This window comes from Amycolatopsis sp. H20-H5 (assembly GCF_035828755.1).
GTDB lineage: Bacteria > Actinomycetota > Actinomycetes > Mycobacteriales > Pseudonocardiaceae > Amycolatopsis.
Window position 1 is genome coordinate 1 of sequence record NZ_JAYMZS010000023.1, and the last position, 20,805, is coordinate 20,805.

General features: G+C 71.8%; 25 protein-coding genes. 11 read left to right on the forward strand and 14 right to left on the reverse strand.

What is annotated here, in order from left to right; translation table 11 throughout:
• Positions 1-177 precede the first annotated feature (177 nt).
• Positions 178-1,926, reverse strand: coding sequence for a pyruvate dehydrogenase (locus QMK34_RS15590; protein WP_326414679.1), 1,749 nt, complete (start codon positions 1,924-1,926; stop codon positions 178-180).
• 134 nt (positions 1,927-2,060) lie between these two features.
• Here QMK34_RS15590 and QMK34_RS15595 point away from each other — a divergent pair, with 134 nt between their 5' ends.
• Complete coding sequence (locus QMK34_RS15595; protein ID WP_326414680.1) at positions 2,061-2,804, forward strand: SRPBCC family protein; 744 nt, start codon at positions 2,061-2,063, stop codon at positions 2,802-2,804.
• Positions 2,805-2,885: 81 nt separating this feature from the next.
• Positions 2,886-4,325, forward strand: a complete 1,440-nt coding sequence (locus tag QMK34_RS15600; protein ID WP_326414682.1) for a DNA polymerase ligase N-terminal domain-containing protein — start codon at positions 2,886-2,888, stop codon at positions 4,323-4,325.
• Between the two features lie 231 nt (positions 4,326-4,556).
• Here QMK34_RS15600 and ku read toward each other — a convergent pair whose 3' ends face one another.
• The 5 genes from ku to QMK34_RS15625 form a co-directional block, all read right to left on the reverse strand.
• Complete coding sequence (gene ku, locus QMK34_RS15605) at positions 4,557-5,489, reverse strand: non-homologous end joining protein Ku (protein ID WP_326414683.1); 933 nt, start codon at positions 5,487-5,489, stop codon at positions 4,557-4,559.
• Positions 5,489-6,373, reverse strand: a complete 885-nt coding sequence (ligD, locus tag QMK34_RS15610) for a non-homologous end-joining DNA ligase (RefSeq protein WP_326414684.1) — start codon at positions 6,371-6,373, stop codon at positions 5,489-5,491. The genes ku and ligD (QMK34_RS15610) overlap by 1 nt, the downstream gene beginning before the upstream one ends.
• Positions 6,373-7,323, reverse strand: coding sequence for a non-homologous end-joining DNA ligase (gene ligD, locus QMK34_RS15615; protein ID WP_442785157.1), 951 nt, complete (start codon positions 7,321-7,323; stop codon positions 6,373-6,375). The genes ligD (QMK34_RS15610) and ligD (QMK34_RS15615) overlap by 1 nt, the downstream gene beginning before the upstream one ends.
• A 52-nt stretch (positions 7,324-7,375) precedes the next feature.
• The gene (locus tag QMK34_RS15620; RefSeq protein ID WP_326414686.1) at positions 7,376-8,020 is read right to left on the reverse strand and encodes a PAS and ANTAR domain-containing protein; all 645 of its coding nucleotides are present in this window, start codon (positions 8,018-8,020) and stop codon (positions 7,376-7,378) included.
• Positions 8,021-8,280: 260 nt separating this feature from the next.
• Positions 8,281-8,649 carry an STAS domain-containing protein gene (locus tag QMK34_RS15625; protein WP_326414687.1) on the reverse strand — a complete coding sequence of 123 codons (369 nt, stop codon included), beginning with the start codon at positions 8,647-8,649 and terminating at the stop codon, positions 8,281-8,283.
• Between the two features lie 374 nt (positions 8,650-9,023).
• On the opposite strand from QMK34_RS15625, the gene QMK34_RS15630 reads away from it, so the two are divergent.
• Positions 9,024-9,512, forward strand: coding sequence for an ATP-binding protein (locus tag QMK34_RS15630; RefSeq protein ID WP_326414688.1), 489 nt, complete (start codon positions 9,024-9,026; stop codon positions 9,510-9,512).
• Entirely contained in the window at positions 9,509-10,306 is a 798-nt protein-coding gene (locus tag QMK34_RS15635; protein ID WP_326414689.1) for a SigB/SigF/SigG family RNA polymerase sigma factor, read from the forward strand. The genes QMK34_RS15630 and QMK34_RS15635 overlap by 4 nt, the downstream gene beginning before the upstream one ends.
• Before the next feature lie 24 nt (positions 10,307-10,330).
• On the opposite strand, the gene QMK34_RS15640 is transcribed toward QMK34_RS15635, so the two are convergent.
• A complete protein-coding gene (locus QMK34_RS15640) occupies positions 10,331-11,860 on the reverse strand; it encodes a CYTH and CHAD domain-containing protein (protein ID WP_326414691.1) in 1,530 nt (509 codons plus the stop codon).
• 136 nt (positions 11,861-11,996) lie between these two features.
• Between QMK34_RS15640 and QMK34_RS15645 the strand changes: the two genes are divergently transcribed.
• The 6 genes from QMK34_RS15645 (at position 11,997) to QMK34_RS15670 (ending at position 15,270) form a co-directional block, all read left to right on the forward strand.
• Positions 11,997-12,323, forward strand: a complete 327-nt coding sequence (locus QMK34_RS15645) for a plasmid stabilization protein (RefSeq protein ID WP_326414692.1) — start codon at positions 11,997-11,999, stop codon at positions 12,321-12,323.
• Between the two features lie 41 nt (positions 12,324-12,364).
• Positions 12,365-12,736 carry a hypothetical protein gene (locus QMK34_RS15650; protein WP_442785158.1) on the forward strand — a complete coding sequence of 124 codons (372 nt, stop codon included), beginning with the start codon at positions 12,365-12,367 and terminating at the stop codon, positions 12,734-12,736.
• 93 nt (positions 12,737-12,829) lie between these two features.
• Positions 12,830-13,561, forward strand: a complete 732-nt coding sequence (locus tag QMK34_RS15655) for a transglycosylase SLT domain-containing protein (protein ID WP_326414695.1) — start codon at positions 12,830-12,832, stop codon at positions 13,559-13,561.
• A gap of 13 nt (positions 13,562-13,574) precedes the next feature.
• Complete coding sequence (locus QMK34_RS15660) at positions 13,575-14,624, forward strand: CHAP domain-containing protein (RefSeq protein WP_326414696.1); 1,050 nt, start codon at positions 13,575-13,577, stop codon at positions 14,622-14,624.
• Positions 14,621-14,908, forward strand: a complete 288-nt coding sequence (locus tag QMK34_RS15665) for a hypothetical protein (protein ID WP_326414697.1) — start codon at positions 14,621-14,623, stop codon at positions 14,906-14,908. Before QMK34_RS15660 ends, QMK34_RS15665 begins: the two co-directional genes overlap by 4 nt.
• The gene (locus tag QMK34_RS15670) at positions 14,908-15,270 is read left to right on the forward strand and encodes a hypothetical protein (RefSeq protein WP_326414698.1); all 363 of its coding nucleotides are present in this window, start codon (positions 14,908-14,910) and stop codon (positions 15,268-15,270) included. The genes QMK34_RS15665 and QMK34_RS15670 overlap by 1 nt, the downstream gene beginning before the upstream one ends.
• A gap of 11 nt (positions 15,271-15,281) precedes the next feature.
• Here QMK34_RS15670 and QMK34_RS15675 read toward each other — a convergent pair whose 3' ends face one another.
• A complete protein-coding gene (locus tag QMK34_RS15675; protein WP_326414699.1) occupies positions 15,282-16,058 on the reverse strand; it encodes an ESX secretion-associated protein EspG in 777 nt (258 codons plus the stop codon).
• A 66-nt stretch (positions 16,059-16,124) separates the two neighbouring features.
• Here QMK34_RS15675 and QMK34_RS15680 point away from each other — a divergent pair, with 66 nt between their 5' ends.
• Positions 16,125-16,994, forward strand: a complete 870-nt coding sequence (locus QMK34_RS15680) for a helix-turn-helix domain-containing protein (RefSeq protein ID WP_326414702.1) — start codon at positions 16,125-16,127, stop codon at positions 16,992-16,994.
• On the opposite strand, the gene QMK34_RS15685 is transcribed toward QMK34_RS15680, so the two are convergent.
• The 6 genes from QMK34_RS15685 to QMK34_RS15710 form a co-directional block, all read right to left on the reverse strand.
• On the reverse strand, positions 16,969-17,523 hold the full coding sequence (locus tag QMK34_RS15685; RefSeq protein ID WP_326414703.1) for a hypothetical protein: 555 nt from the start codon (positions 17,521-17,523) through the stop codon (positions 16,969-16,971). The genes QMK34_RS15680 and QMK34_RS15685 overlap by 26 nt on opposite strands.
• Positions 17,520-18,266, reverse strand: coding sequence for a hypothetical protein (locus QMK34_RS15690; RefSeq protein ID WP_326414704.1), 747 nt, complete (start codon positions 18,264-18,266; stop codon positions 17,520-17,522). Before QMK34_RS15690 ends, QMK34_RS15685 begins: the two co-directional genes overlap by 4 nt.
• Positions 18,256-18,549: a hypothetical protein gene (locus QMK34_RS15695; protein WP_326414706.1), complete on the reverse strand. Its 294-nt coding sequence runs from the start codon at positions 18,547-18,549 to the stop codon at positions 18,256-18,258. The genes QMK34_RS15690 and QMK34_RS15695 overlap by 11 nt, the downstream gene beginning before the upstream one ends.
• Complete coding sequence (locus tag QMK34_RS15700; protein WP_326414707.1) at positions 18,546-19,667, reverse strand: PPE domain-containing protein; 1,122 nt, start codon at positions 19,665-19,667, stop codon at positions 18,546-18,548. Before QMK34_RS15700 ends, QMK34_RS15695 begins: the two co-directional genes overlap by 4 nt.
• Before the next feature lie 7 nt (positions 19,668-19,674).
• Positions 19,675-20,148: a hypothetical protein gene (locus QMK34_RS15705; protein WP_326414708.1), complete on the reverse strand. Its 474-nt coding sequence runs from the start codon at positions 20,146-20,148 to the stop codon at positions 19,675-19,677.
• Positions 20,149-20,326: 178 nt separating this feature from the next.
• Positions 20,327-20,803, reverse strand: a complete 477-nt coding sequence (locus QMK34_RS15710; protein ID WP_326414709.1) for a hypothetical protein — start codon at positions 20,801-20,803, stop codon at positions 20,327-20,329.
• Positions 20,804-20,805: the final 2 nt, after the last annotated feature.

A 20,805-nucleotide genomic window follows, 5' to 3' on the forward strand; every position in this document is an offset into this window, starting at 1 on the left:
CTTCCCGAGGCGCACCGCCCGCGACGCCAGCCCGCCCAGCAGAAGGAATGGTCACACGCAAACACTCGCACAACCAGCAGCCGATATCACGAACCGACACGCATAGATCTAGCTCTGTAGTACTAGGGCTCGTGGGTGTTCCGGCCGGTTCACACCGGACGGAACACCCACGGGCTTTCACGGCCGGGGAATGTTGCGGAGATTGGACTTCGCCAGCTGCAGCATCCTCCCGACGCCACCGCTGAGCACCGTGCGGCTCGCCGCGAGGGCGAACCCCTTCACCTGCGCGGCGGTGATGTTCGGCGGGATGGACAGCGCGTTCGGGTCGGTGACGACGTCCAGCAGCGCAGGCCCGTCGTGGGCCAGCAGCTCCTGGATCCCGGCGCGGACGTCACCGGCCTTCTCGACCCGGATCGAGTGCAGCCCGGCCGCCCGCGCGATCGCCGCGAAGTCGACGTGGTCGTGATCGGTGCCGAACTCGGGCAGCCCGTCGACCAGCATCTCCAGCTTCACCATGCCGAGCGAGGAGTTGTTGAACACCAAGGCCTTCACCGGCAGGGCGTGGGTCTTCAGCGTGAGCAGCTCCCCCAGCAGCATCGCCAGGCCGCCGTCGCCGCACAGCGCGACCACCTGGCGTTCCGGCGCCGCGGCCTGCGCGCCGATGGCGTGCGGCAGCGCGTTGGCCATGCTGCCGTGCACGAACGAACCGAGCAGCCGCCGTCGCCCGTTCGGGGTCAGGTACCGGGCGGCCCAGACGTTGCACATGCCGGTGTCCACCGTGAACACCGCGTCGTCGGCGGCCTCCTCGTCGAGGATGTCGGCGACGTACTCGGGGTGGATCGGCGTCTTGCCCTCGACCTCACGGAGGTAGGCGTCCACCACCTTCTGCAGGCCGCGCTCGTGTTTGCGCAGGGTGGCGTGCAGGAATTCGCGCTCCTCGCGCCGCCGCAACCGCGGCAGCACCGCGCGGATGGTCGCGCCGACGTCGCCGAGCACGCCGAACTCGAGCGCCGTGCGGCGGCCGAGCCGTGCCGGGTCGACGTCGACCTGGACCGTGTTGCGCTGCGGGAGGAAGGTGTCGTACGGGAAGTCGGTGCCCAGCAGCAGGACCAGGTCCGCGTCGTGCATGGCGTCGTAGCACGCGCCGTAGCCGAGCAGCCCGCTCATGCCTACGTCGAACGGGTTGTCGTACTGGATGAACTCCTTGCCACGCAACGAATGCCCGACCGGCGCGCCCACGGCGTCGGCGAGCTGGAGCACCTCGCGATGGGCGTCACGGCACCCCGCGCCCGCCATGATCATCACCTTGTCCGCCCGCTCGATCCGGTCGGCGAGCGCGGCGACGTCAGCCTCGGCGGGGACGATCGCGGGCGGGTGGCCGAGCGAACCGGCGGTCCCGACCGGGTGGGCGGCGCTCTCGTGCGCGACGTCCCCCGGCAGCACCAGCACGGCGGCGCCCCGGCGGCCGACGGCGTTGCGCACCGCGATCCTCGCCAGCCGCGGCATCTGCTCGGCCGAGCTGACCAGCTCGCAGTAGTGCGAACACTCCTGGAACAGCCGCTCCGGATGGGTCTCCTGGAAGAACCCGGTGCCGATCTGCGCGGACGGGATGTGGGAGGCGATGACGAGCACCGGCGCCCCCGAGCGGTGCGCGTCGAACACGCCGTTGATCAGGTGCAGGTTGCCGGGGCCGCAGCTGCCGGCGCAGACCGCGAGCTGCCCGGTCAGCTGGGCTTCGGCGGCCGCGGCGAACGCGCCCGCCTCCTCGTTGCGCACGTGGACCCAGTCGATCCCGCCCTTCGCCGCTCCCCCGCTGCGGCGGATCGCGTCCACCACCGGGTTCAGGCTGTCGCCGACCACCCCGTAGATCCGGCGTACCCCCGATTGGATGAGCACGGCGATGAGCTGGTCGGCCACGGTCGTCATGGGCGATCCCTTCAGTCGATATCCGCAGTCTGGCACCGATCGAACGGCCCCGCCTGATCCGACCGTGCCATTGACAACTAATCTTGTCAATGGCACGGTCGACCCTTCCGGAACCGGCCGAAGGAGCGAGGGACATGACCAGGGAGTTCGCCATACGCAAGGAGGTCGAGCTGCGCGCGGCGCCCGAGCAGGTGTGGGAAGCCATCGCCACCGGCCCCGGGATCGACGCCTGGTTCATGGGCCCGCACACCGTGGAACCGGGCGAAGGCGGCAAGATCCGGCTCGAAATCGGCGAGTACACCGACGAAGCGACCATCACCGCCTGGGAGCCGGGCACCCGGCTCGCCTATCGCGGCGGCGAGCAACCGGACGGCACGTTCCATGCCTTCGAGTACCTGATCGAGGCGACCGACGGTGGCACCTCGGTGCTCCGGTTCGTGCACCACGGGTTCGCCGGGGACGACTGGACCGCCGAGTACGACGACATGACCGCCCGCGGCTGGGAGCTGTACCTGCACACCCTCGGCCAGTACCTCGAGCACTTCCCTGGCCGCCCGGCGACCTTCGTCGGGGCCGACGGCCCCGAGTCCTCGGCCGCCCCGGAGGCGTGGGCAGTCCTGCTGCGAGCGCTGGGCTTGCCGGGGACGCCCGCCGCCGGTGCGCGGGTGCGCCTCGCCGTGACCGGGCTGCCACCGATCGACGGCGTCGTCGACTACACCGCCCCGTCCTACCTGGGCATCCGCACCACCGCCGCGCTCTACCGGTTCCACGGCCGTTCCGACATCGGCATGTCCGTCGGCGTCGGGCACCACTTCTTCGGCCCGGCCCCCGACTCGGCGGACTCCTGGCGCGGCTGGCTTTCCGCCACGCTCGGCTGAAGCCGACTCGATCGGGGGTTTCCCGGTGGTCACGAACGGCTACCCTGGGACTACCGATCGGGAAGGAGCGCCGCGCGGGCCATGGCGGAGAAACTCGGCGAGTACCGGCGCAAACGCCACCCCGGCCGTACCTCCGAACCCCTGCCCGAGGACGCGGAAGCACCGGGCGGCAACGACGTCTTCGTCATCCAGGAGCACCACGCGAGCCGCCTGCACTGGGACATCCGGCTGGAGCGCGACGGCGTGCTCGTCTCGTGGGCGGTGCCGAAGGGCCTGCCGCTGGATCCCGGGATCAACCGGCTCGCGGTGCATACCGAGGACCACCCGATGGCGTACGCGACCTTCGAGGGCGACATCCCGGCCGGGGAGTACGGCGGCGGCCGGATGACGATCTGGGACCACGGCAGCTACGAGACGCTGCACTGGAACGACCACAAGGTCGAGGTGGTCTTCCACGGCGAACGCGCCAGCGGCCGCTACCTGTTCCTCAACCGGCACGACCCGGACGCCGAACGCGACTGGATGCTCAAGCGCCTCGACCCCGCCGAACCGGGCCGCCAGCGGACGCCAGGGTTCCTGGCGCCGATGCTCGCGCGCGCGGGACGGCTGCCGCCGACAGCGGAGGACGAGGACTGGGCCTACGAGTTCGACTGGTCGGGTCTGCGGACGATCCTGCGGGTCGGCGGCGGCCGCGTCACCGCGTACGACGACGCGGGCACCGACCTGACCGCCGGTTTCCCGGAGCTGCGCGGCCTCGGCGGGCAACTCGGCTCCACCGAAGCGCTTCTGGACGGCGAAGTGGTCGTGTTCGAGGACGGCCACCCCAGCCCGGACGGCCTCCGCCAGCGCGTCGAGGCCCGCGCGAGCGGCACGAAACGTCTCACCGCGCGGTATCCGGCGTTCTTCCTGGCCACCGACCTGCTGCACCTCGACGGACACTCGTGCCTCGAACTGCCGTACTCCCGGCGGCGCGAACTGCTGGAGGACCTCGGACTGGCCGGGCCCCACTGGCAGGTACCCGCGCACTACCGCGGCGACGGCGGCGCGGTGGCCCGCGCGAGCCGGGAACACGGGCTGGCGGGCATTCTCGCCAAACGCGCCGACAGCCGCTACCGGCCGGGACGGCGCACCGGCGACTGGCTGTCGATCACCGCGCCGCGGGTCCAGCGGGTGGTGATCGGCGGGTTCCGGCCCGGCGGCGGCCGCCGCGCGGCGACGTTCGGCTCGCTGCTGCTCGGCATCCCGCACGGCGACGCCCTGCGCTATGTCGGCAACGTCGGCGTCGGCTTCCCGGCCGCGGAGCTCGAAAGCCTGACCAAACGGCTCAGCCGCCTGCCCCGCAAGACTTCCCCGTTCCACTCGGTGCCCGCCGCCCAGGTCGCCGACGCCCACTGGACGTCGCCCACCCTGGTCGGCGAGGTGGTTTTCAGCGACTGGACGGCCGCCGGGTGTCTCGGCACGCCCCGCTGGCGCGGCCTGCTCCCCCAGGCCGACGCCGCCGACGTCCAGCCCGACGGCTGAGGCGGTGCCGTGAAGGGAGCCTTCACGGCGCACAGCGGCAGGTGTAGGGATTCAAGAAGCTAACCGTGGCTGTCGCGAGGCTCATTTCCCGGGTCAACCGGTTGATGAGCCATGATCGCCTTCGCCGTGGTCAAGCCACGCTCGTCCGCTCCAGAAGTCCCTGAAGGCCACCATGACGGCGTCTAACGCCGTCATGGTGGCCTTCAGGGACAGTCGAAAATGGTGCGAGTGTCACGAGGCGTGTAGGGCCTGTTCGAGGTCGGCGCGGGTCATTTTGGACCGGCCCTTGATGTCCCGCTGACGCGCGAGCTTGTCCAGCTCGGCCTTGCTCAGACCGGCCAGGGCGGGCTGCTTTGCCTTGCCGCCCTTGGCTTTCTTCGGCTTCGCCCGGCCGCGGCGCACGCTGCGCGACAGCGCGTCGAACAGGTCGACCACCTCGCCAGACTCGTCCGGTTCCGGGTCCGGGGTGACCTTGCGCCCCTTCTTCTTCGCCTTTACCAGCTTCTCGACGCGCTCGGTGTACGTGTCGGTGTAGTCCTCCGGCCGCCACGGCTCGCTCATCGACTCGATGAGGTTCACCGCCATGTCGAGCTCCTTGGCCTTGGGCCGGACCGGGCCGGGCAGCTTGTCCAGCTCCTTCGCCGGGTCCCGCAGGTCGGCCGCGAAGTGCAGGGTCTGCAGGGCCAGCACACCATCACCGGCGCGGACGGCGGCGAGATATTCCTTGCCCCGCATGACGAACTTGGCGATCCCGGCCTTCTCCGCCCTGGCCAGCGCCGCGACCAGCAGCCCGTACGCGTGCCCGAACTCGGCCTTGGCCGGGGCCAGCCAGTAGCTGCGCTGGTAGTACACGGGGTCGATCTCGCCGAGGTCGACGAACGCGTCGATCTCCAGTGCCCGTGACCGGCCGGGCGCGACCTCGTCGAGCTCGTCGGGCTCCACCAGCACGTACTCGCCGTCGTCGAGCTCGTACCCCTTGACGACGTCGGAGAAGCCGACCTCGTCGCCGGTGCGCTCGTTGACCCGCCGGTTGCGCACCCGGTCGGCGGTGCCCCGTTCGAACTGCCGGAAATGCACGGAGTGATCACCGGTCGCGCTGTAGAGCTCGACCGGCACCGTCACCAGGCCGAGCGTCAGCACCCCACTCCAGATCGGCCGGGCCATCAGAACCTCCTGAGCAACTCGAGTGCCTTCGTCGCGGACGCGGCGTGCGCGCGCATGTCCAGCCAGGGATCTTCCTTGCGCGCCAGCCGTTGTTTCAGTTTCCGGGGGTTCCAGCCGTCCGGCTTGGCCCTGGTGAGCTCGGCCCAGTCGAGCGGCGTCGCGACCCCGGCACCCGGCCGGGCGCGCAGCGAGTAGGGCGCGGCGAACGTCTGCGCGTAGCCGTTCCGGTTGGTGTCGAGGAAGACCCGGTGGCCGCGCCGGTCCTTGCGCTGTGCCACGGTCATCTGGTCCGGGTCGGCGCGGACCAGCAGCTCCGCCGCGCCCCTGGCCAGCGCGCGGACGACGTCGTGGCCCGCGGTCGCGTCGAGCGGCGCCACCACGTGGAAACCGCGGCCGCCGGTGGCCTGCAGGTAGGGCGTGAGCCCGATCGCCTCGTACACCTGGCTCGCCCCGCGCGCGATGCCGCGCAGCTCCTTGACCGTGACGCCCTCGGGCGGGTCGATGTCGATCACCACCAGGTCCGGCTTCTCCAGGGCGTCCACTGTGGACGTCCAGATGTGGAACTCGACCACCGCCTGGTTGGCCAGGTACACCAGCGTCGCGGCGTCCTCGCAGAGCACGTGCCGCACGCTCGCGGAGTGATGCTGCGGGATCTCCTCGACCCGCACCCAGTCCGGGAAGTGGGAGCTGGCCTCCTTCTGGAACCAGGTCTGCCCCTCGATCCCGTGGGGGTACCGGCGCAGCGTCAGCGGCCTGCCGCGCAGGTGCGGCACCATCACCTCGGCCACCGTCCGGTAGTGGTCGACGACGTCGCTCTTGGTGAGCCCGTCGGCGGGGTAGAACAGCTTGTCCGGATTGGACGTCCTGATCTCGTCCGGGTCCATCAGGCCTCCCGCACCACGTCGCCGGGCGCCTTGTCCACGCGCACGCCGGAAAAGCGGGCGTGCCGCAGTTTGCCGTCGCCGGTCCATTCGGCGAACCCGGCCTGCACCACCAGTTCGGGCCGCACCCAGTGGCCGCCGCGCTCCCGGACCAGGCCGTCGAACGGGCTGGCGCGCTGTTCGAGCTCGCCCAGCCGTCCGGCCAGCTCACGTAGGACGGCGTCGTCGAAGCCCGTGCCGACCTTGCCCGCGTAGCGGAGGCGGCCGCCGTCGTAGTACCCGAGCAGCAGCGCGCCGAACCCGGTCCGGGTGCCCTGCGGGTCGGTGAACCCGCCCACGACGAACTCCTGCTCGAACACGCATTTGAATTTCAGCCAATCGGGCGACCGGCCCGGGTGATACGGCGAGTCCGCGCGTTTCGCGATCAGGCCTTCCCAACCGCGCGCACAAGCCTCCTCGAAGAATCTTTCGCCGTCGGCGTTGCGGTGCTGGGCGAACCGCAACGGGCCGTCGAAGTCGAAGGCTTCGCGCAGGAGCTGCTTGCGGCGGCGCAGCGGCAGTGGGCGCGCGTCGAGGCCGTCGAACTGCAGCAGGTCGAACAGGTAGTAGAAGACCCGCACCCCGCTTTCCCGCGCCCGCTTCGGATCGGTGAGGTGGATGCGGGGTTGCAGGGCCGCGAAGCTGGTGCGGTTCCCGTCGAAGGCGACGATCTCACCGTCCACGACGAACCGCTCGGCACCCTGTGCGGCCAGCGCGTCGGCGATCTCGGGGTACGCGCCGTTCATCGCGTGCCTGGTTCGCGACCACAGCGAGACGTCGCCGCCGTCGCGCGCGCAGATCGCGCGCACGCCGTCCAGCTTGCGCTCGAAAACCCAGTTCCGGTCGGAGAACCGGCGCTCGGTGAGAGTGGCCAGCATGGGCTCGAGCCATCCCGGCCGGACCAGGTCCGTCACAGGCAGCAGACTACCCGCGCGAGACGCCGATCAACCGCCTGAACAGGATCGCTCACCCGCCGGAGGAGTGCTTCCGGCCGAGCCGCAGGAACACCCGTTCGAGGTGCTGCCGGGCCGCTTCGGGCTGGGCCTTCCCGGTCTCCATCTCGGTCACGAGCCGGGTCGCCAGCGTGTGCAACTTCGTGTTGGAACGCTGCGACGCCTCGATCAGCAGCTCGAAGGCCGTCGCGGCGTCACAGCCGTACGCCAGCATGATCATGCCTTTGGCCTGCTCGATGATGGCCCGCGACGCCATCGCCCGGTGCAGGCCCGCGGCCTCGTTCACGGCCTCGTCCCGCTGCTCGGCCGCCATCGACCGGCGGCCGTCCAGGTCCACGAAACACCCGTGCACGGCGACCACCCGGCCTTCCCCGTCGCGCTCGGCCTCGCCGACGACGAGCACGGGCACCACCCGGCCGTCCACGGTCACCAGGCGATGCCGGACGCTGAACGGCTCCCCGCCGCGGGCCGCTCGCTCGACGACCTCGGCCAGCGGACCGAGCAACTCGGCGCTGGGCTCGGTCGAACCGGGCGGGTATCCGAGGATCAGGAAGACCTCGGGCGACCACCGCCACCCGGCGGTGGCGAGATCGAAATGGAAGAGACCTGCCAGCTCGTCGGTGAGCTCGTTCCCCTGCTCGCTCCAGGCCGGAAACATGTGTTCTCTGCTCCTGTCGGCACCGTGGTCCCAGGCGGGTCGCGCCGTCGCAGGCGACCCAGGAAGCAGAGATGGTAGCCGGACGATCATCGGGTGCGCGAGCACCCGCACCGAACAGACGGAGACCGGCTCACGGCTGCGCCGGACGGCTCAGCGCGGGTTGTGCCGTCCGGCCGTCGAAACGGGCCGGGGGCCGGAAACACGCGAAACCCGGCTGTCCTGACGAGCCGGACAGCCGGGCGGGATCGCTGGGTTGGGGATCAGATCGAAACCGCGTCGCGGCAGGCGTCGCCGACGCTGGAGCGCACGGACAGCCACGCGCCGACGCCGGTCATCTCGAGGGCGCGGAGCACGATGTGATGCGTGGCCACGACGCAGAGCCCCGGCGCGCCGGACCGGGCGTCTTCGAGAGCGCGCAGCCCGGCGCAGCTCAGAAATTCGACCCGGGACAGATCGACGACCAGCCGGTCGCCCAGCGCGCAGACGTCCAGCAGCTCCGCGCGGAAGCGGTCCACCGTCGCCGCGTCGATCTCACCGACGGCGGTGAGCACGAACATGCCGGGCACCGGCTCGGCGGTGGTGACGGTCAGACCGGGCAGCCCGGTCGGGTCCAACGGCATGGGAAGCATTCGGGTGCTCCTTCCCGGCTCCCGGCTCCGGCGGTGGTGCACGTCGAGCCAGCGGGGAAACCGGTATCTACCACAGGGTTGACCGGTGCACTTGTCTGAACGCCAGTCACTCGAGACTATGACGGTACGCCCCGGGCAGGCACCGTCAAGTCCGCGGGGGTCGATCACCCACGGGCGGTGCGGGGTTCTCGGACATGGGCGATCCCGCCGGCTACTCGGCATGAACCGGCGGGATCTGGCCGTGGACGAGCCCGGGCTGGCACACGACTGTTCTTTCGTTTACCCGATCATCACGCGGCTCAACCCTCCCTGCCGGTGAATATCCGGCGGCCCCGATCGGTGTCAGGAGGTCGCGGGCTGGGTAACCCCGGATCATGGACCCAAGCACGAACGGCCACTCCGGCGGATCCGGGGGCGGCCCCCGTTCGCCGGAGACCCTCGACGCCCAGATCGAACTGAGTCGGCTCGAACCAGGCCACATCGAACTACGCGTGCCGGCCGAGGCGAACCAGCTGTCCCTCGTCCGGCTACTCGTCCAGGGCATAGCCGCGAGAGCCGACTTCGACCTCGACGCCATCGACGACACGGTGATGGCCGTCGACGAGGCCTGCGCCTGCCTGCTCGACCACACCGAGCCCGGCCTGCCGCTCGTCTGCCGGTTCACCGATCTCGAGGGTGAGCTGCGGATCTCGGTCTCGGCTTCGCTGTCGCACGGCACCGAACCGAGCACCCAGCGCTTCGGCTGGCACGTGCTGGGCACCCTGACCGACTCCGTGTCGATGCGAATACTGCCTACCGAGATCGGCGGGCACCCGGAAGCCCGCATCGAGTTCGCCAAACGCCCGGCGGGTGTGCGCGAGTGAGCAGTCCGCCCGAACACACCGCGCGGAGCGCCCGGCAGGACGAGTACCGGCATTGCGCGCCCCTGCTCGTCGAGCTGGCCGGCCTGCCCGAGGATGACGCCCGCCACGAACCTTTGCGCGCCCGTCTGGTCACCGAGTACCTGCCGGTGGCCGAGCACATCGCCCGCCGGTTCACCGGCCGCGGCGAGGCCAGGGACGATCTGGTGCAGGTGGCGCGGATCGGCCTGATCCACGCGATCGACCGCTTCCAGCCCGACCGCGGGTCCGACTTCCTCTCGTTCGCGGTGCCGACCATCATGGGCGAGGTCCGCCGCCACTTCCGGGACAGCGCGTGGTCGCTGCGGGTCCCCCGGCGACTCAAGGAACTGCACCTGTCGCTCAGCCAAGCCACGAGCGTGCTGTCGCAACGCGTCGGCCGCGCGCCGACGCCCAGCGAGCTCGCCGCGCATCTCGGGCTGACGGTGGAAGAGGTCAGTGAAGGCCTCATCGCGGGCAACGCCTACCAGACCATGTCCGTGGACAAGGCCGTCACCGGCGAGTCCGACACGATGTCGCTGGCGGACACGCTCGGCGAGGACGACACCGAGCTCGAGCACGTGGAGAACCACGAAGCGCTGCTGCCGCTGCTGCGGGAGCTGCCGCACCGGGAGCGTTCGATCGTGGTGATGCGGTTCTTCGGCAACCTCACCCAGACCCAGATCGCCGAGCGGGTCGGCATCTCGCAGATGCACGTATCCCGGCTGCTTTCCCAGACGCTGCAGGAACTCCGCGCGAAACTGACCGCCGACGAATGACCGTGCGGATGGCCGCGGGGCGGCTCAGCCGAGCCACTCCGGTCGCGGTCCCTTGTGGACGGAACGCCACCGGTTCACGAACTCTCGGCGCAGCTTCCCGGAGCGTCCCGTGGACAGGCCGTGCAGCAGCCCGAAGGTGAAGCCGTTGTCGCCGTCGGCATAGGCCTTGATCCCGAGCAGGCGAAGGACATCCCTGGCCACCACAGTGTCGTGGTGCTCGCCCAGCGTGCTCTGCAGCGCTTTGACGCCCTTGCGCCACTCCCCCAGCTTGCGGCCGGTCACCGGGCGCAGCGCGTCGGCCGCGTAGCGCGCCTGCTTGGCTTTCTTGCGGACCTCGTGCAGGGCGACGTCGAGATCCCGCCCCTGCTCGGCGCCATCGGCGGCCGACACGCTCCGACGAAGCTTCCGCTCGGCCTTCACCAGTCCGTGGCGGAGTTCCTTGGTCCCCCGCCGCCCTCGCCGGGTGACCGGCGGACGCTCGACGAGCTCGTCCAGAGCCCGAAGCAGCCGGGTGTAACGCTTGCTGTCGAGAGCGCGAAGAGCGGCGTCGCGCGCCTCCTCCGCCTCGCGCGCGAAGTGCCTGGTGAGCGACCTGTCCACGCTGCCGAGGACGAGTTCCGGGGCCAGCTCGGCGAGTTCGGCGCGCAGGAGGGCCGCCATCACCTCGGTGTCCCTGGCAGGGCCGAGCGTGCCGCCGAGCCACTTGAGTTCCTCGGCCAGCGGCCTCGTGACCGCGCGGTCCAGGAGGTGAGGAAAGCTCTTGAGCGCGCTGCGCAGCCGCCTCGCGGCGACTCGCAGCTGGTGCACCGAGTCCGCGGTGCCACGCCGGACGCCGACGTCGTTGCGCCCCAGCGCTTCCACCTGCTCGCGCAGGTAGGCGACGAGGACGTCGCCCGCCCGTGCCTTGCCCTCGCACACCTTCCCGGGAACCTGCTCACCCATCAGCCTGCGCAGCTTCGAGGGCCAGCGGGAGCGCTCGGCCCCGGCCGCCCGCGCCGCGCTGTCGAGCAGGTCGAGCAGGCCTGGATCGGCGCCGCGGCTCAGCTCGATCTCCAGCTCGCGCCAGTGGTCCAGGTGCGCCGCGGCTCCGCCCACCTCGCCGGTCACCACGTCGTCGGTCATCGTGGCCAGCACCGCGCCGCGGTCGTCGACCAGGTCGTACGAAGTGCGTCTGGTCCGCAGGCTGGCGATCGGGACCAGCTTGCGGTCGAGGGTGTACGCCTTCACCAGCCGCGTCAGCCGCCGCGGCACGGCGTCCTGCTCCCGGGTGAGCGGCAGGGACAGCTCGTCGCGCCGGTCCTCGGACACGGGCAGCTTCAGGTGCCAGCCGTCGTCTCCTCCCCCGCTGCGGCGGCGCAGGGTGATGCCCGCCCGCGCGAGCCGGTGATCGCGGGTGTCGAAGTAGCTCGCGTCGAGCAGGGTTTCGCGCGGTTCCGCCCGGCCGGTCACCGGTCCGACCGGCGCGAGTGCGGGCACCGGCCTGCCGTGGCCGAGTTCGTACTTCCGTTCGATCTCGGCTTCCGCCGCCGGGGCACGGTCGCGCGTCCTCGTCACGGGATCTCCTCATCACTCGTCCGGGTGCACCCTGAGCCGGGTACCCCGGTGCGGGCGGCCCGGAAACCCGCGGCGGGAATAACCGCCGGGCCCGGTGGGTACCCGTCGGCAATCAGGCCAGGAAGGAGACACTCTCATGCCCGACCAGTCATGGAGCAGGAAACGCGAACGCCAGTACGAGCACGTCAAGGCGTCCGAACGTGAGCAGGGCGCGAGCCCGAAGCGGGCGAAGGAGATCGCCGCGCGGACGGTCAACAAGAACCGGGCGCAGTCCGGCGAGTCGGCCCAGGCCAGCCGGAGCTCCGTCGAGGACATGTCGCCGCAGAAGCGCGGCGGGTTGCGCTCCGGCAAGGGTCCCGGCGGGCGTACCAAGGAGCAGCTGTACAACGAGGCCAAGCGGAAAGGCGTCCGCGGCCGGTCGAAAATGACCAAGGCCGAGCTGCTGAAGGCGGTGGGACGCTGAACCCCGAGCACACCCGGCCTGACGGCGTCGCCGACGAGACGGTGGCCGCGGTGGGCAGGCTGAGCGAAGCGCTGGAGACCGTGGAGCGCGCCCGCGGCCACCTGTATTCGTTCCACCAGCTGACCGGGAGCGCCGACGCGAAGCTGGACGAAGCCGTCGAGCAGCTGCGCGCGGCCGGGCACGCCGAGCTGGCCGACCGGATCACCACGGACCTGATCGGCCGCAACGTTTTGCCCGGCCGGTGGACCTTCCAGCTCGTCGAGGAGTACGACGACGGCTACTACCGGACGTTCCGCGAGCTCGAGCGGGACTCCCGTGACGAACTGCTCCGCGGCAGGCGGCACGTCTTCGAAGCCGAGTTGAAGGACCGGAGGCGCACGCACGGGCATCCGGCACACCGCGCCGAACCCTGAAGCCTGCCGCCTGTCGCGCGGTTTGTGCAACGCACTGGTCCAGGCGTGCAACGCCGGTTCCGCCGCCGGTGCACGCACGGTCAAGCTGGGCGCATGAGCAAGCTGAGCCCCGAGCAGATCGCGCGGCACGCCTACGACGCGGGTTTCCGCGGTCAGGGACTGACCACCGCCGTGGCGGTCGCGCTCGCCGAATCCGGCGGCGACACCCGGGCGCACAACGCCACCCCGCCGGACAACTCCTACGGTCTGTGGCAGATCAACATGCTCGGTGGGATGGGACCCGAGCGCCGCGAGCAGTACCACCTGGACTCGAACTCGGACCTGTTCGAACCGGCGGCCAACGCGAAGGTGGCCAACAGCCTTTCGGCCGACGGCAAGTCCTGGGCCCCGTGGTCGACCTACACCAACGGCGCCTACCGCAAGCACCTCACCGCGGCCCGCAAGGCCGCCCACGAGATCGCGGCCGGGCACGGCAAGCACCCCGCCGTCACCCCGAAGGGCGGCGGCGGAGCGGGCAGGCTCCGGGTCGACAGCGCGACCCTCGACCGTTACGTCAAACGCTCCCGTCAGGTCGCCGACGCACTCGGAGAGGTCGCGGCGAAGCAGGTCAAGGGCGTGCGCGGCCTCGCCGACGACAGCTTCGGCCGGATCGGCAAGGAATCCGGCTTCGCCGACGCGCTCGGCGACTTCGGCCTGGCGCTGCAGAAGCAGGTCAAGGGCGTCGGCGCCACAGCGGACTCGCTGGCGAGCGCCGCGGCCAGGGCCTCGAAGTCCTACACCGAGCACGAAGCCGCCGCGGCCGCGCACCTGCGCGACCCGGCCTGAGCCAGGAGCAGCCATGGACACCACCGCACTGGCCCGGCAGTTCGCCGGGGATCTCATCGCGCACCGGAACAAGCTGGCAGGCAAGGCCGAGGACGCCGTCCGGGCGCAGTTCGCCTTGCACCAGACCGCGAGCTCCCTCACCGAACAGCACGACGCGCACCACCAGGAGAGCGCGACGGTGTTGAGCCACTGGAAGGGCGACGCGTCCGAGGGGTTCGGCCACGCCACCGCCAAGTTCGGCAGGCAGCTACGGACGACGAGCGCGGCGGCGAGCGCGGCAGAGCAGATCGTCGCCTCCGTCGCGTCCACTGTGGATGGTAGACACACGGCAGCGCGGCGGCTCGTCGACGAATACCTCGTCCGGGCGAAGCGGACACTTGACGCCGGGGTGGCGGTCGCCGGGGCCGGGTCCCCGGCGGCACTGCTCAAGGCCGTCGGTGCGGCCGCCGACCTGGCTCCGCACTACACGAGACAGTCCGCCACCAACCTGAGGCACGTCGACGCCGAGCTGACCGCCGCCGCGAAGAAGCTGCGAGCCCTGCATAAGGACCTCCGGCACGACGGCGTCGCGGATCACGCCGTGAAACCCACCCGGTACGCGAACCACTCGAAGCCCGGTCACACCTCGCCGAGCAAAGCCTCGGCGCGGGGCAAGGACATCGTCGCGGCGGCGCGCAAAGAGCTCGGCACCCGCGAGAACCCGCCCGGCAGCAACAACAACCCGTACGGCCCGACGGCCGCGTGGTGCTCCTCGTTCGCGACCGCCATGTGGCGCAAGGCCGGGGTGGACATCGGGATCAAGCCCTTCACCGGCGACGTCTACCGCTGGGGGCAGCACAACGGCCAGGCGTTCGGCAAGAACGCCCTGCACCAGGCCCGGCCCGGTGACGTGCTGCTGTTCGGCACCGGCCCGGAGAACGGCTCGACCAGCACGCACATCGGGATCGTCGAGAAGGTCGACGGCGACAAGGTGACCATGATCGAGGGCAATTCGGGCGACGCCGTGCGGCGCAACACCCACACGCTCTCGAGCGCCACCTTCTACGGCGGGGTGCACCCGTGAGCACCGGACGGGCGGGCGACGGCTCGATCGCCCTCGAGGTCGCGGCGGGCGGCGGCCTCAAGGAGCTGACGCTGGACGCGGGCGCGCTCCGCCTCGGGCCCACCGAACTGGCCCGCCGCGTCCTCGCACTGGTCGACACCGCGACCGCGCGGGCCAACCGGCGTACCCGGCACTCGCTCGCGGACGGCCTGGACGAAGCCGCCGCGGACGCCCTCGGGCTCAGCGTGCCCGCCGAATTCACCGAGGCGGCCGAAGCGACCACCCCGGACTCCTGGAGGGCCTGATGGCCGACGAACGTTCGGTCGAGCAGCTGCTCGACGACGCCGACGCGGCGGAGAGCTCGTACTCCGCCGGGCTGGCGGCGATCACCAAAAGTGCGAGCGCGGACGGCGTAGACGTCACCGTCGATCTGCACGGAAAGCTCATCGGCCTGCGTTTCGCCCGGCCCGCGCTCGAACTCACGCCCGCCGCGCTGTCCGGCGTCGTCCGGCGGCTCGTGGCCTGGGCTTCGGCGGCGGCGCTGGCCGACGGGCTGGCCGTCCTCGGTGGACTCGGCGAGGGACTGCTGCCGCCTGCCGTGCCCGCGCCACCGTCCGAAGAGGACGAAACGCCAACTCCGGCCCCGTGGGCCGTCACCGTCCACTGAGGACTGAAGGGCTACGTCTCGGAGACCGCGGCGAGCATCGACCGGAGGCGGTCGGCGACCCAGGCGCCACCGGCGGGCGTCACCATCACCCACGGCTCACCGCCGACGTCCTCGTGCGTCACCGCGTACCGGCCCGCCTCGGTGTCGAACCAGGCCAGCACCGGGCTGCGGGCGGTACCGGCGTTCGCGGCGAGCTGCCCGGCCGCGTAGCGCGACGAAGTCACCAGGGTGGCCAGCGGGCGAACCGCGCGGCCGGTGATCCGGGCTTGGGCCAGCGCGCGTTCGAAACCGCCGTAACCCGCGCGGGCGAACCCGTCCATGGCGGCCGAGAACACCGCGCGCGGCAGGCGGACCTGCTCGCCGGGGCCGGGTACCGCTTCGCCGAGCATGCGAGCCACCGTGTCGACGAGGTCGTCGCCGCGCATCGGCTCCAGGACGAGTTCGTCCTCGTCGAGCACGGCCAGCACGCCATGGGCTCCCCGGACCGCCGCGAGCAGCCGCCACGGCTGCTCCCCGACCACCAGCGCGTCCACCGAAAGCGCCGGGGAACCGAGCAGCACGAACAGGTCTTCCAGCTCGGGGTCGAGGTCGTCGCCGTCGGCGAACCCCGCCTCGGCCAGTTTCGCGAACACCGTGACGCCCAGTTCGCCCCGCTCGGCCCGCGTCCGCCCGTGCGCGGGCACGTCGAGCGGGTACGGCCGGGCGCCCCGCCCGAGATCCGCCCAGAGGAGGTCGAATTCCAGGTGCGACAGGACGATTCCCGCCGCCGTCGACGAACGCCGCGCCATGGTCCTCCTTCAAAGCCGGGGAAGGGCTCGTCACTCCCCCTTCGGCACGATAACGCGTTCTCGCCCATGATGGACGCGGGAACGCCGGATTTCCCGGCCGATCGGCGGGAGACGGACATGCGGGAAGACCCCGAAGACGGGGTGTCCAGGGGGTTCCTGGTCGTGCGCGCCTCCGGGGCGGCCGCCGCCAGTGCCGCGATACTGGGCGGCCAGGTGCCCGCACGGGAGATCCAGCTGCTGCTGCGCTGCACGGTCCCGCGCGCGGTCGCGGAATCGGGAGCCAGGCTGACTTTCGCGGACTGCACCCTGCACGTCCAGGCCGTCGGCCCAGGGCCGGAGGGTGAGACGCCGGGGCGGCGCGGAGTCGTCATGCTGACCGTCTCCGCCGCCAAGCTGTCCATCTCGTTCGAAGAGCTGCATCCGCTGATGTTCCGGCCGGTCGAGGTGGACGCCGCCCTGCGGGCGCTGTTCGCGGGCGCGGTGGCGCACGTGCTCGCGGCCGGGCCAATGCTGGACCCGCACGGGCTGGCGCACCACCTGCTGGGACTCGCCGAACTCGTGCTGCGCAGTGCGTTGCGGGTCGAGCTGGACCGGGTCGACGCGCTCGCCTCACGACGCCGCGACGCGCTGCGGTACCTGCGCGAGCACCTCGGCGATCCGGCGCTGAGCGCGGACCGGGTCGCCGACGCGCTGTACATCTCCCGGTGTCGCCTCTACCAGCTGTTCGACGACGGCCACGGGGTCTCCGAGCGGATCAAGGGCCTGCGCGTGGAACGGTCGAAGACGCTGCTGGCCGACCCGGCCAAGGCGGGACGCGGGATCGGCGAGATCGCCAAGGACTGCGGGTTCACCAGCGCGGCGCACTTCTCCCGGACGTTCCGGAAGGCGACCGGCAAGACCCCGCGCGAGTTCAGGGAACAGGAGCTGGCGCGGTGAGATCGACGCCGGTGACGAGCGTGCCCGCCACCCCGGCGACCTCCAGCCAGCCGCGCCCGCCCGGGGAGTGCAGGGTGAACACCACGATCCGCGGGCGGTCCGGGTCGATCACCACGGCCTGCAGTTGCGCGCCAGCGGGTGGCCCCGAAACGGCGATGCGTTCGACGATCACCACCGGATAGCCCCGGCCGGTGTGCGCGGTGCTCACCTCGCGGATGCCGGGCGCGGCGGAATCGGCGACGTAGAAGCTCAGCTCGGCGGCCGAGTCGACGTCCATCGGCCGGTCGAGCGCCACCACCCCGGCGATCAGCAGTGCCGGGTCAGAGCCGGGGTGTTCGACCACGGCGAGCAGGCCCGCGTCGTGGGCGTGGGCGAGTTCGGCGGACTGGATCGCGGCGGCCTCGAGCCCGACGTCGCGCTCGGCGTCCGGCCCGCGCAGCCGCACCAGCAGCGCGAGCAGGTCGGCCGTCGTCCGCTCGACCGAGCCCAGTGTCACCGGCGTGATTCCCGGAACCGCGGTGAGCCTCACCGGCCGCCCTGCGGTCGTGCCAGCGCGGCGGCGAAGGCGCCGACAGCTCCCGAAGGCGGCGTGACCGCCTCACGCGGGACGCGGGCCAGCGTCGCGCCCAGCTCGTGACCGACGACCGAAAACGTGTCCAGTTTCCGGGTCAGGCCACCGAAAAGCCGTTCGCGGTCGGGGATCGCGGCGGCGGCCGCGGTGTCGCCCTCGCCGAGCGCGCCCAGCCGCCGCGCGACGCGGGTCGCCTCGGCCGTGTGATCACGCTCCAGCACCCTGGCTTCGTCGAGCACCCGCTCGAGCTCGCGTTCGAGGTCTTCGTGCCTGGTCGACGCCGCCGTCATGGCGGCTTCGGCGGGCGCGGCGGCGGAACCCGTCGCGAACTGCGCCGCCGTGGCGGCGGCCTCGACCTCGTCGGAGGCGTCCGTCACCGCCCGGCGCAGTGACAACGCCCGGCGATCGAGCTGCTCGGCCTTCCGCTGGTTCGCCACCAGGGTGCCCGCCCAGCCGTCGAGCACGTCCGCGGCCGCTCGCAGGGGGGCGGGCGCGGGGTCCAGAGCCGCCCGGGACCGCAGCGCGTGCTCGGCGAGCGTCTCGGCGGCGTCACCCGACCAAGCTTCGGGCAGGTCGACGTTCATCGAAGCCGCCGCGTCGAGCCGGGTGGCAGCGCCGGAACAGGCCGCGGCGGCGGCCGAGACGGCGTCGGTGCTGCCCGGGGCCGGATCGAAGCCCAGCCCCCGGTAGTCAGCCGCCATGACGCAGTTCGCCGGCGGCGCGCTCTTCGGCGTCGGCGTAGGCCTTGGCCGCCGCGCGAACGCCCGCCACCGCCGACCCGAATTCCGTGTCCACGGAGCGCAGTCTGCCCGACCACGCGCCGGTCAGCCCGGCGAGCGCCGCGGGGATCCCGGCGGGCCCCAGCTCGCCCGCGGTCGCGCCGCCGAGCGAGCACGCGGCGGCACGGAGCTCCCCCGCCACCTCTTCCAGCCGACCGGCGAGCGCCAGCAGCTCGTCCGGATCGGCGTGGTACCCGCCGGTCATTCGCCGAACACCGGTGGATAGGCGGGCGGCAGGTCGTCGAGCAGGTCGTGGCCGACGGCGTATCGGTCGTGGTGTTCCTCGTCGTCCTCACGCCGTGCGCCCGCGCCGGGCGGCATCATGCCGAAACCGCCCATCCCGGCGCGCGCGCCACCGGCCTGGCCGGGCCCGAATCCGCCCGCGGCCGGACCACCGCCGAAGCCGCGGCCGCTGCGGGCGCCGTCGTCGAGCGCGTCCGCGGCGCCCGGCACGCCGCCGCCGTTCAGTCCGTTGACGCCAGAGCCCGCTTGGCCGCCGACGCCGGAAAGCTCGCCGGGAACTGCTGAAGCGGCGTACGTGCCGTCGTCGTACCCAGGCCGCCCCGCGACTGGCGACGGGCCAGGCTGCGGGACCGGGCCCGGCGCGCGGTCACGCGGATCGGGATCACCGGGCAGCGGGCCCCCGATCGGGACCACAACGACAGCGCGCGGCGGCTCGTCCGGCACGCGGGCGGTCACCTGCGGGGCGGTGCCGAACATCGGCGGCAGCCGGTGGCGGACCCCCTTGCTGGCGTCCTCGTACTGCTCCATCACGCGCACGGCCCTGGCTTTCGCGTCGTCCATCTGCTGCTTGCCCGGCAGCTTGTCGTCGAGCAGTTCGTCCATCATGTACGCGCCGCTCTGGCCGTTCAGCGCGGTGACGGCACGGCCGTCGCGGAACCAGCGTTCGGCGTAGTAGTGCACCGGCTCGGGCATGGACCGCCGGGCCTCGGTGAGGGCGGCGGTGTAGACGTCCATCCCGTCGCCGATGTGGCGCGCCTGCTCCCCGGCGTCGCTCGCCCAGTCCGTCAAGCGGTGCACCGACTCCGCGGCCTGCACGGCCGACGGGCCGCGCCAGGAAAGCAGCAGTTTCTGCACGGTGGTGCGGACGTCGGCGGTCGCGGTGTCGACGCCCTTGGCCAGCTCGGCCCAGCGGTGCGCGTGCTCGCCCAGCACGGCGGGTTCGGCGGACTTGACCATGTCCCACAGTTCGCGGTGCTGATAGCCGTCCCAGTGGATCGTGCCGAACGCGGCCTCGGTCTCGTTGCGCGCCTGGATCCGCTTGACGCGCTTGGTCTTGTCGCGGCGGTGGTGGTCGCTCATCCTCGCCTCACTCCGCCGGAGCCGTGCTCACGACGTCGGCCGCGGCCTGGTCCTGGCGCTGGTGCGCGGCCATCGCCTGGCCGAGCGTCTCCCGCAGTGCGGCGAGCTCGGTCAGGTACGACCGCAGCGCGGCCTGCACGCCACCGTCGGCGCCACCACCGCGTTTGCCGAACGACTGCCGCATGTGGTCGCTCACCGGGCCCTTGCCGTCGCGCAGCGGCGAGCCGAGCTCGGTGGCGCTGCCGAGGTGGCCCTCGATCTCCCGGTACCGCTCGTCGAGTGCCCGCTGCGCGGCGGCGAGCTCGGCGTAGTCCAGCGTCAGCCCGTCGGTGCCGTCCGCGACCAGACCCGTGGCGCCCTCACCCTCGGGCCTGGCGACCCCGGCGGCCTTGCCGACATGGGCGGGCGGGTTCGCGTGGCGATCCTGCCGGAGCGCCTCCCGGCGGCTCGCCGCGTCCGCGGTGTCCTGCACCCTGACCATTTCGCGCCCACCCCTCTTTCGACGGCGCCCATCCTCGCCCGCGGTCCCCGTAGTTGGCCAGTACCGCCGGGCGGCTGGTGCACAACGGGACACGAGCCTTGCACGGCGGGACAACCGGCCATGGCCGGGCGACGCCTCCCACCCACCGGAGACAGCGCCCGGCCACCACCGTCCCAGCTCAGTACCAGTTGTAGTCGACCTCGTGATTCCAGGCGGCAGTCGTGTCGCCGTAGCGATCCTTGACGTACCGCATCATGGCCAGCACCTGGTAGAACGTCGCCGGGTGCGCCGAGCTGCCGTTGACGTACGACGACCAGCTCACCCCGGTGGCGCCCACACTCGTCTGGCTCATCTGGCCGAGCCCGTAGTACTGGCCGTTGGTCGCCGTCGGGCTGAAACTGCTTTCGAAACAGGCGATCCGCGCGATGTTGAGCGAACTGCCCCAGGAGTCGGGCACGGAGTCGCCCGCCACGCCCGCCGCCTCCTGCTCGCGGGTACCGAACCAGCTGGGCGTCGGCGGGCTGGTGCACCCGGCAATGCTGTCGGCGCTGTCGGCGCTGTCGGCACTTGCCGGGGCCGCTGCCGCCGGGCCCGCCCACAACACGCCCGCGGCGAGCCCGCCCACCACGAACGCGACGATTCTCTTACCGTCCAAGG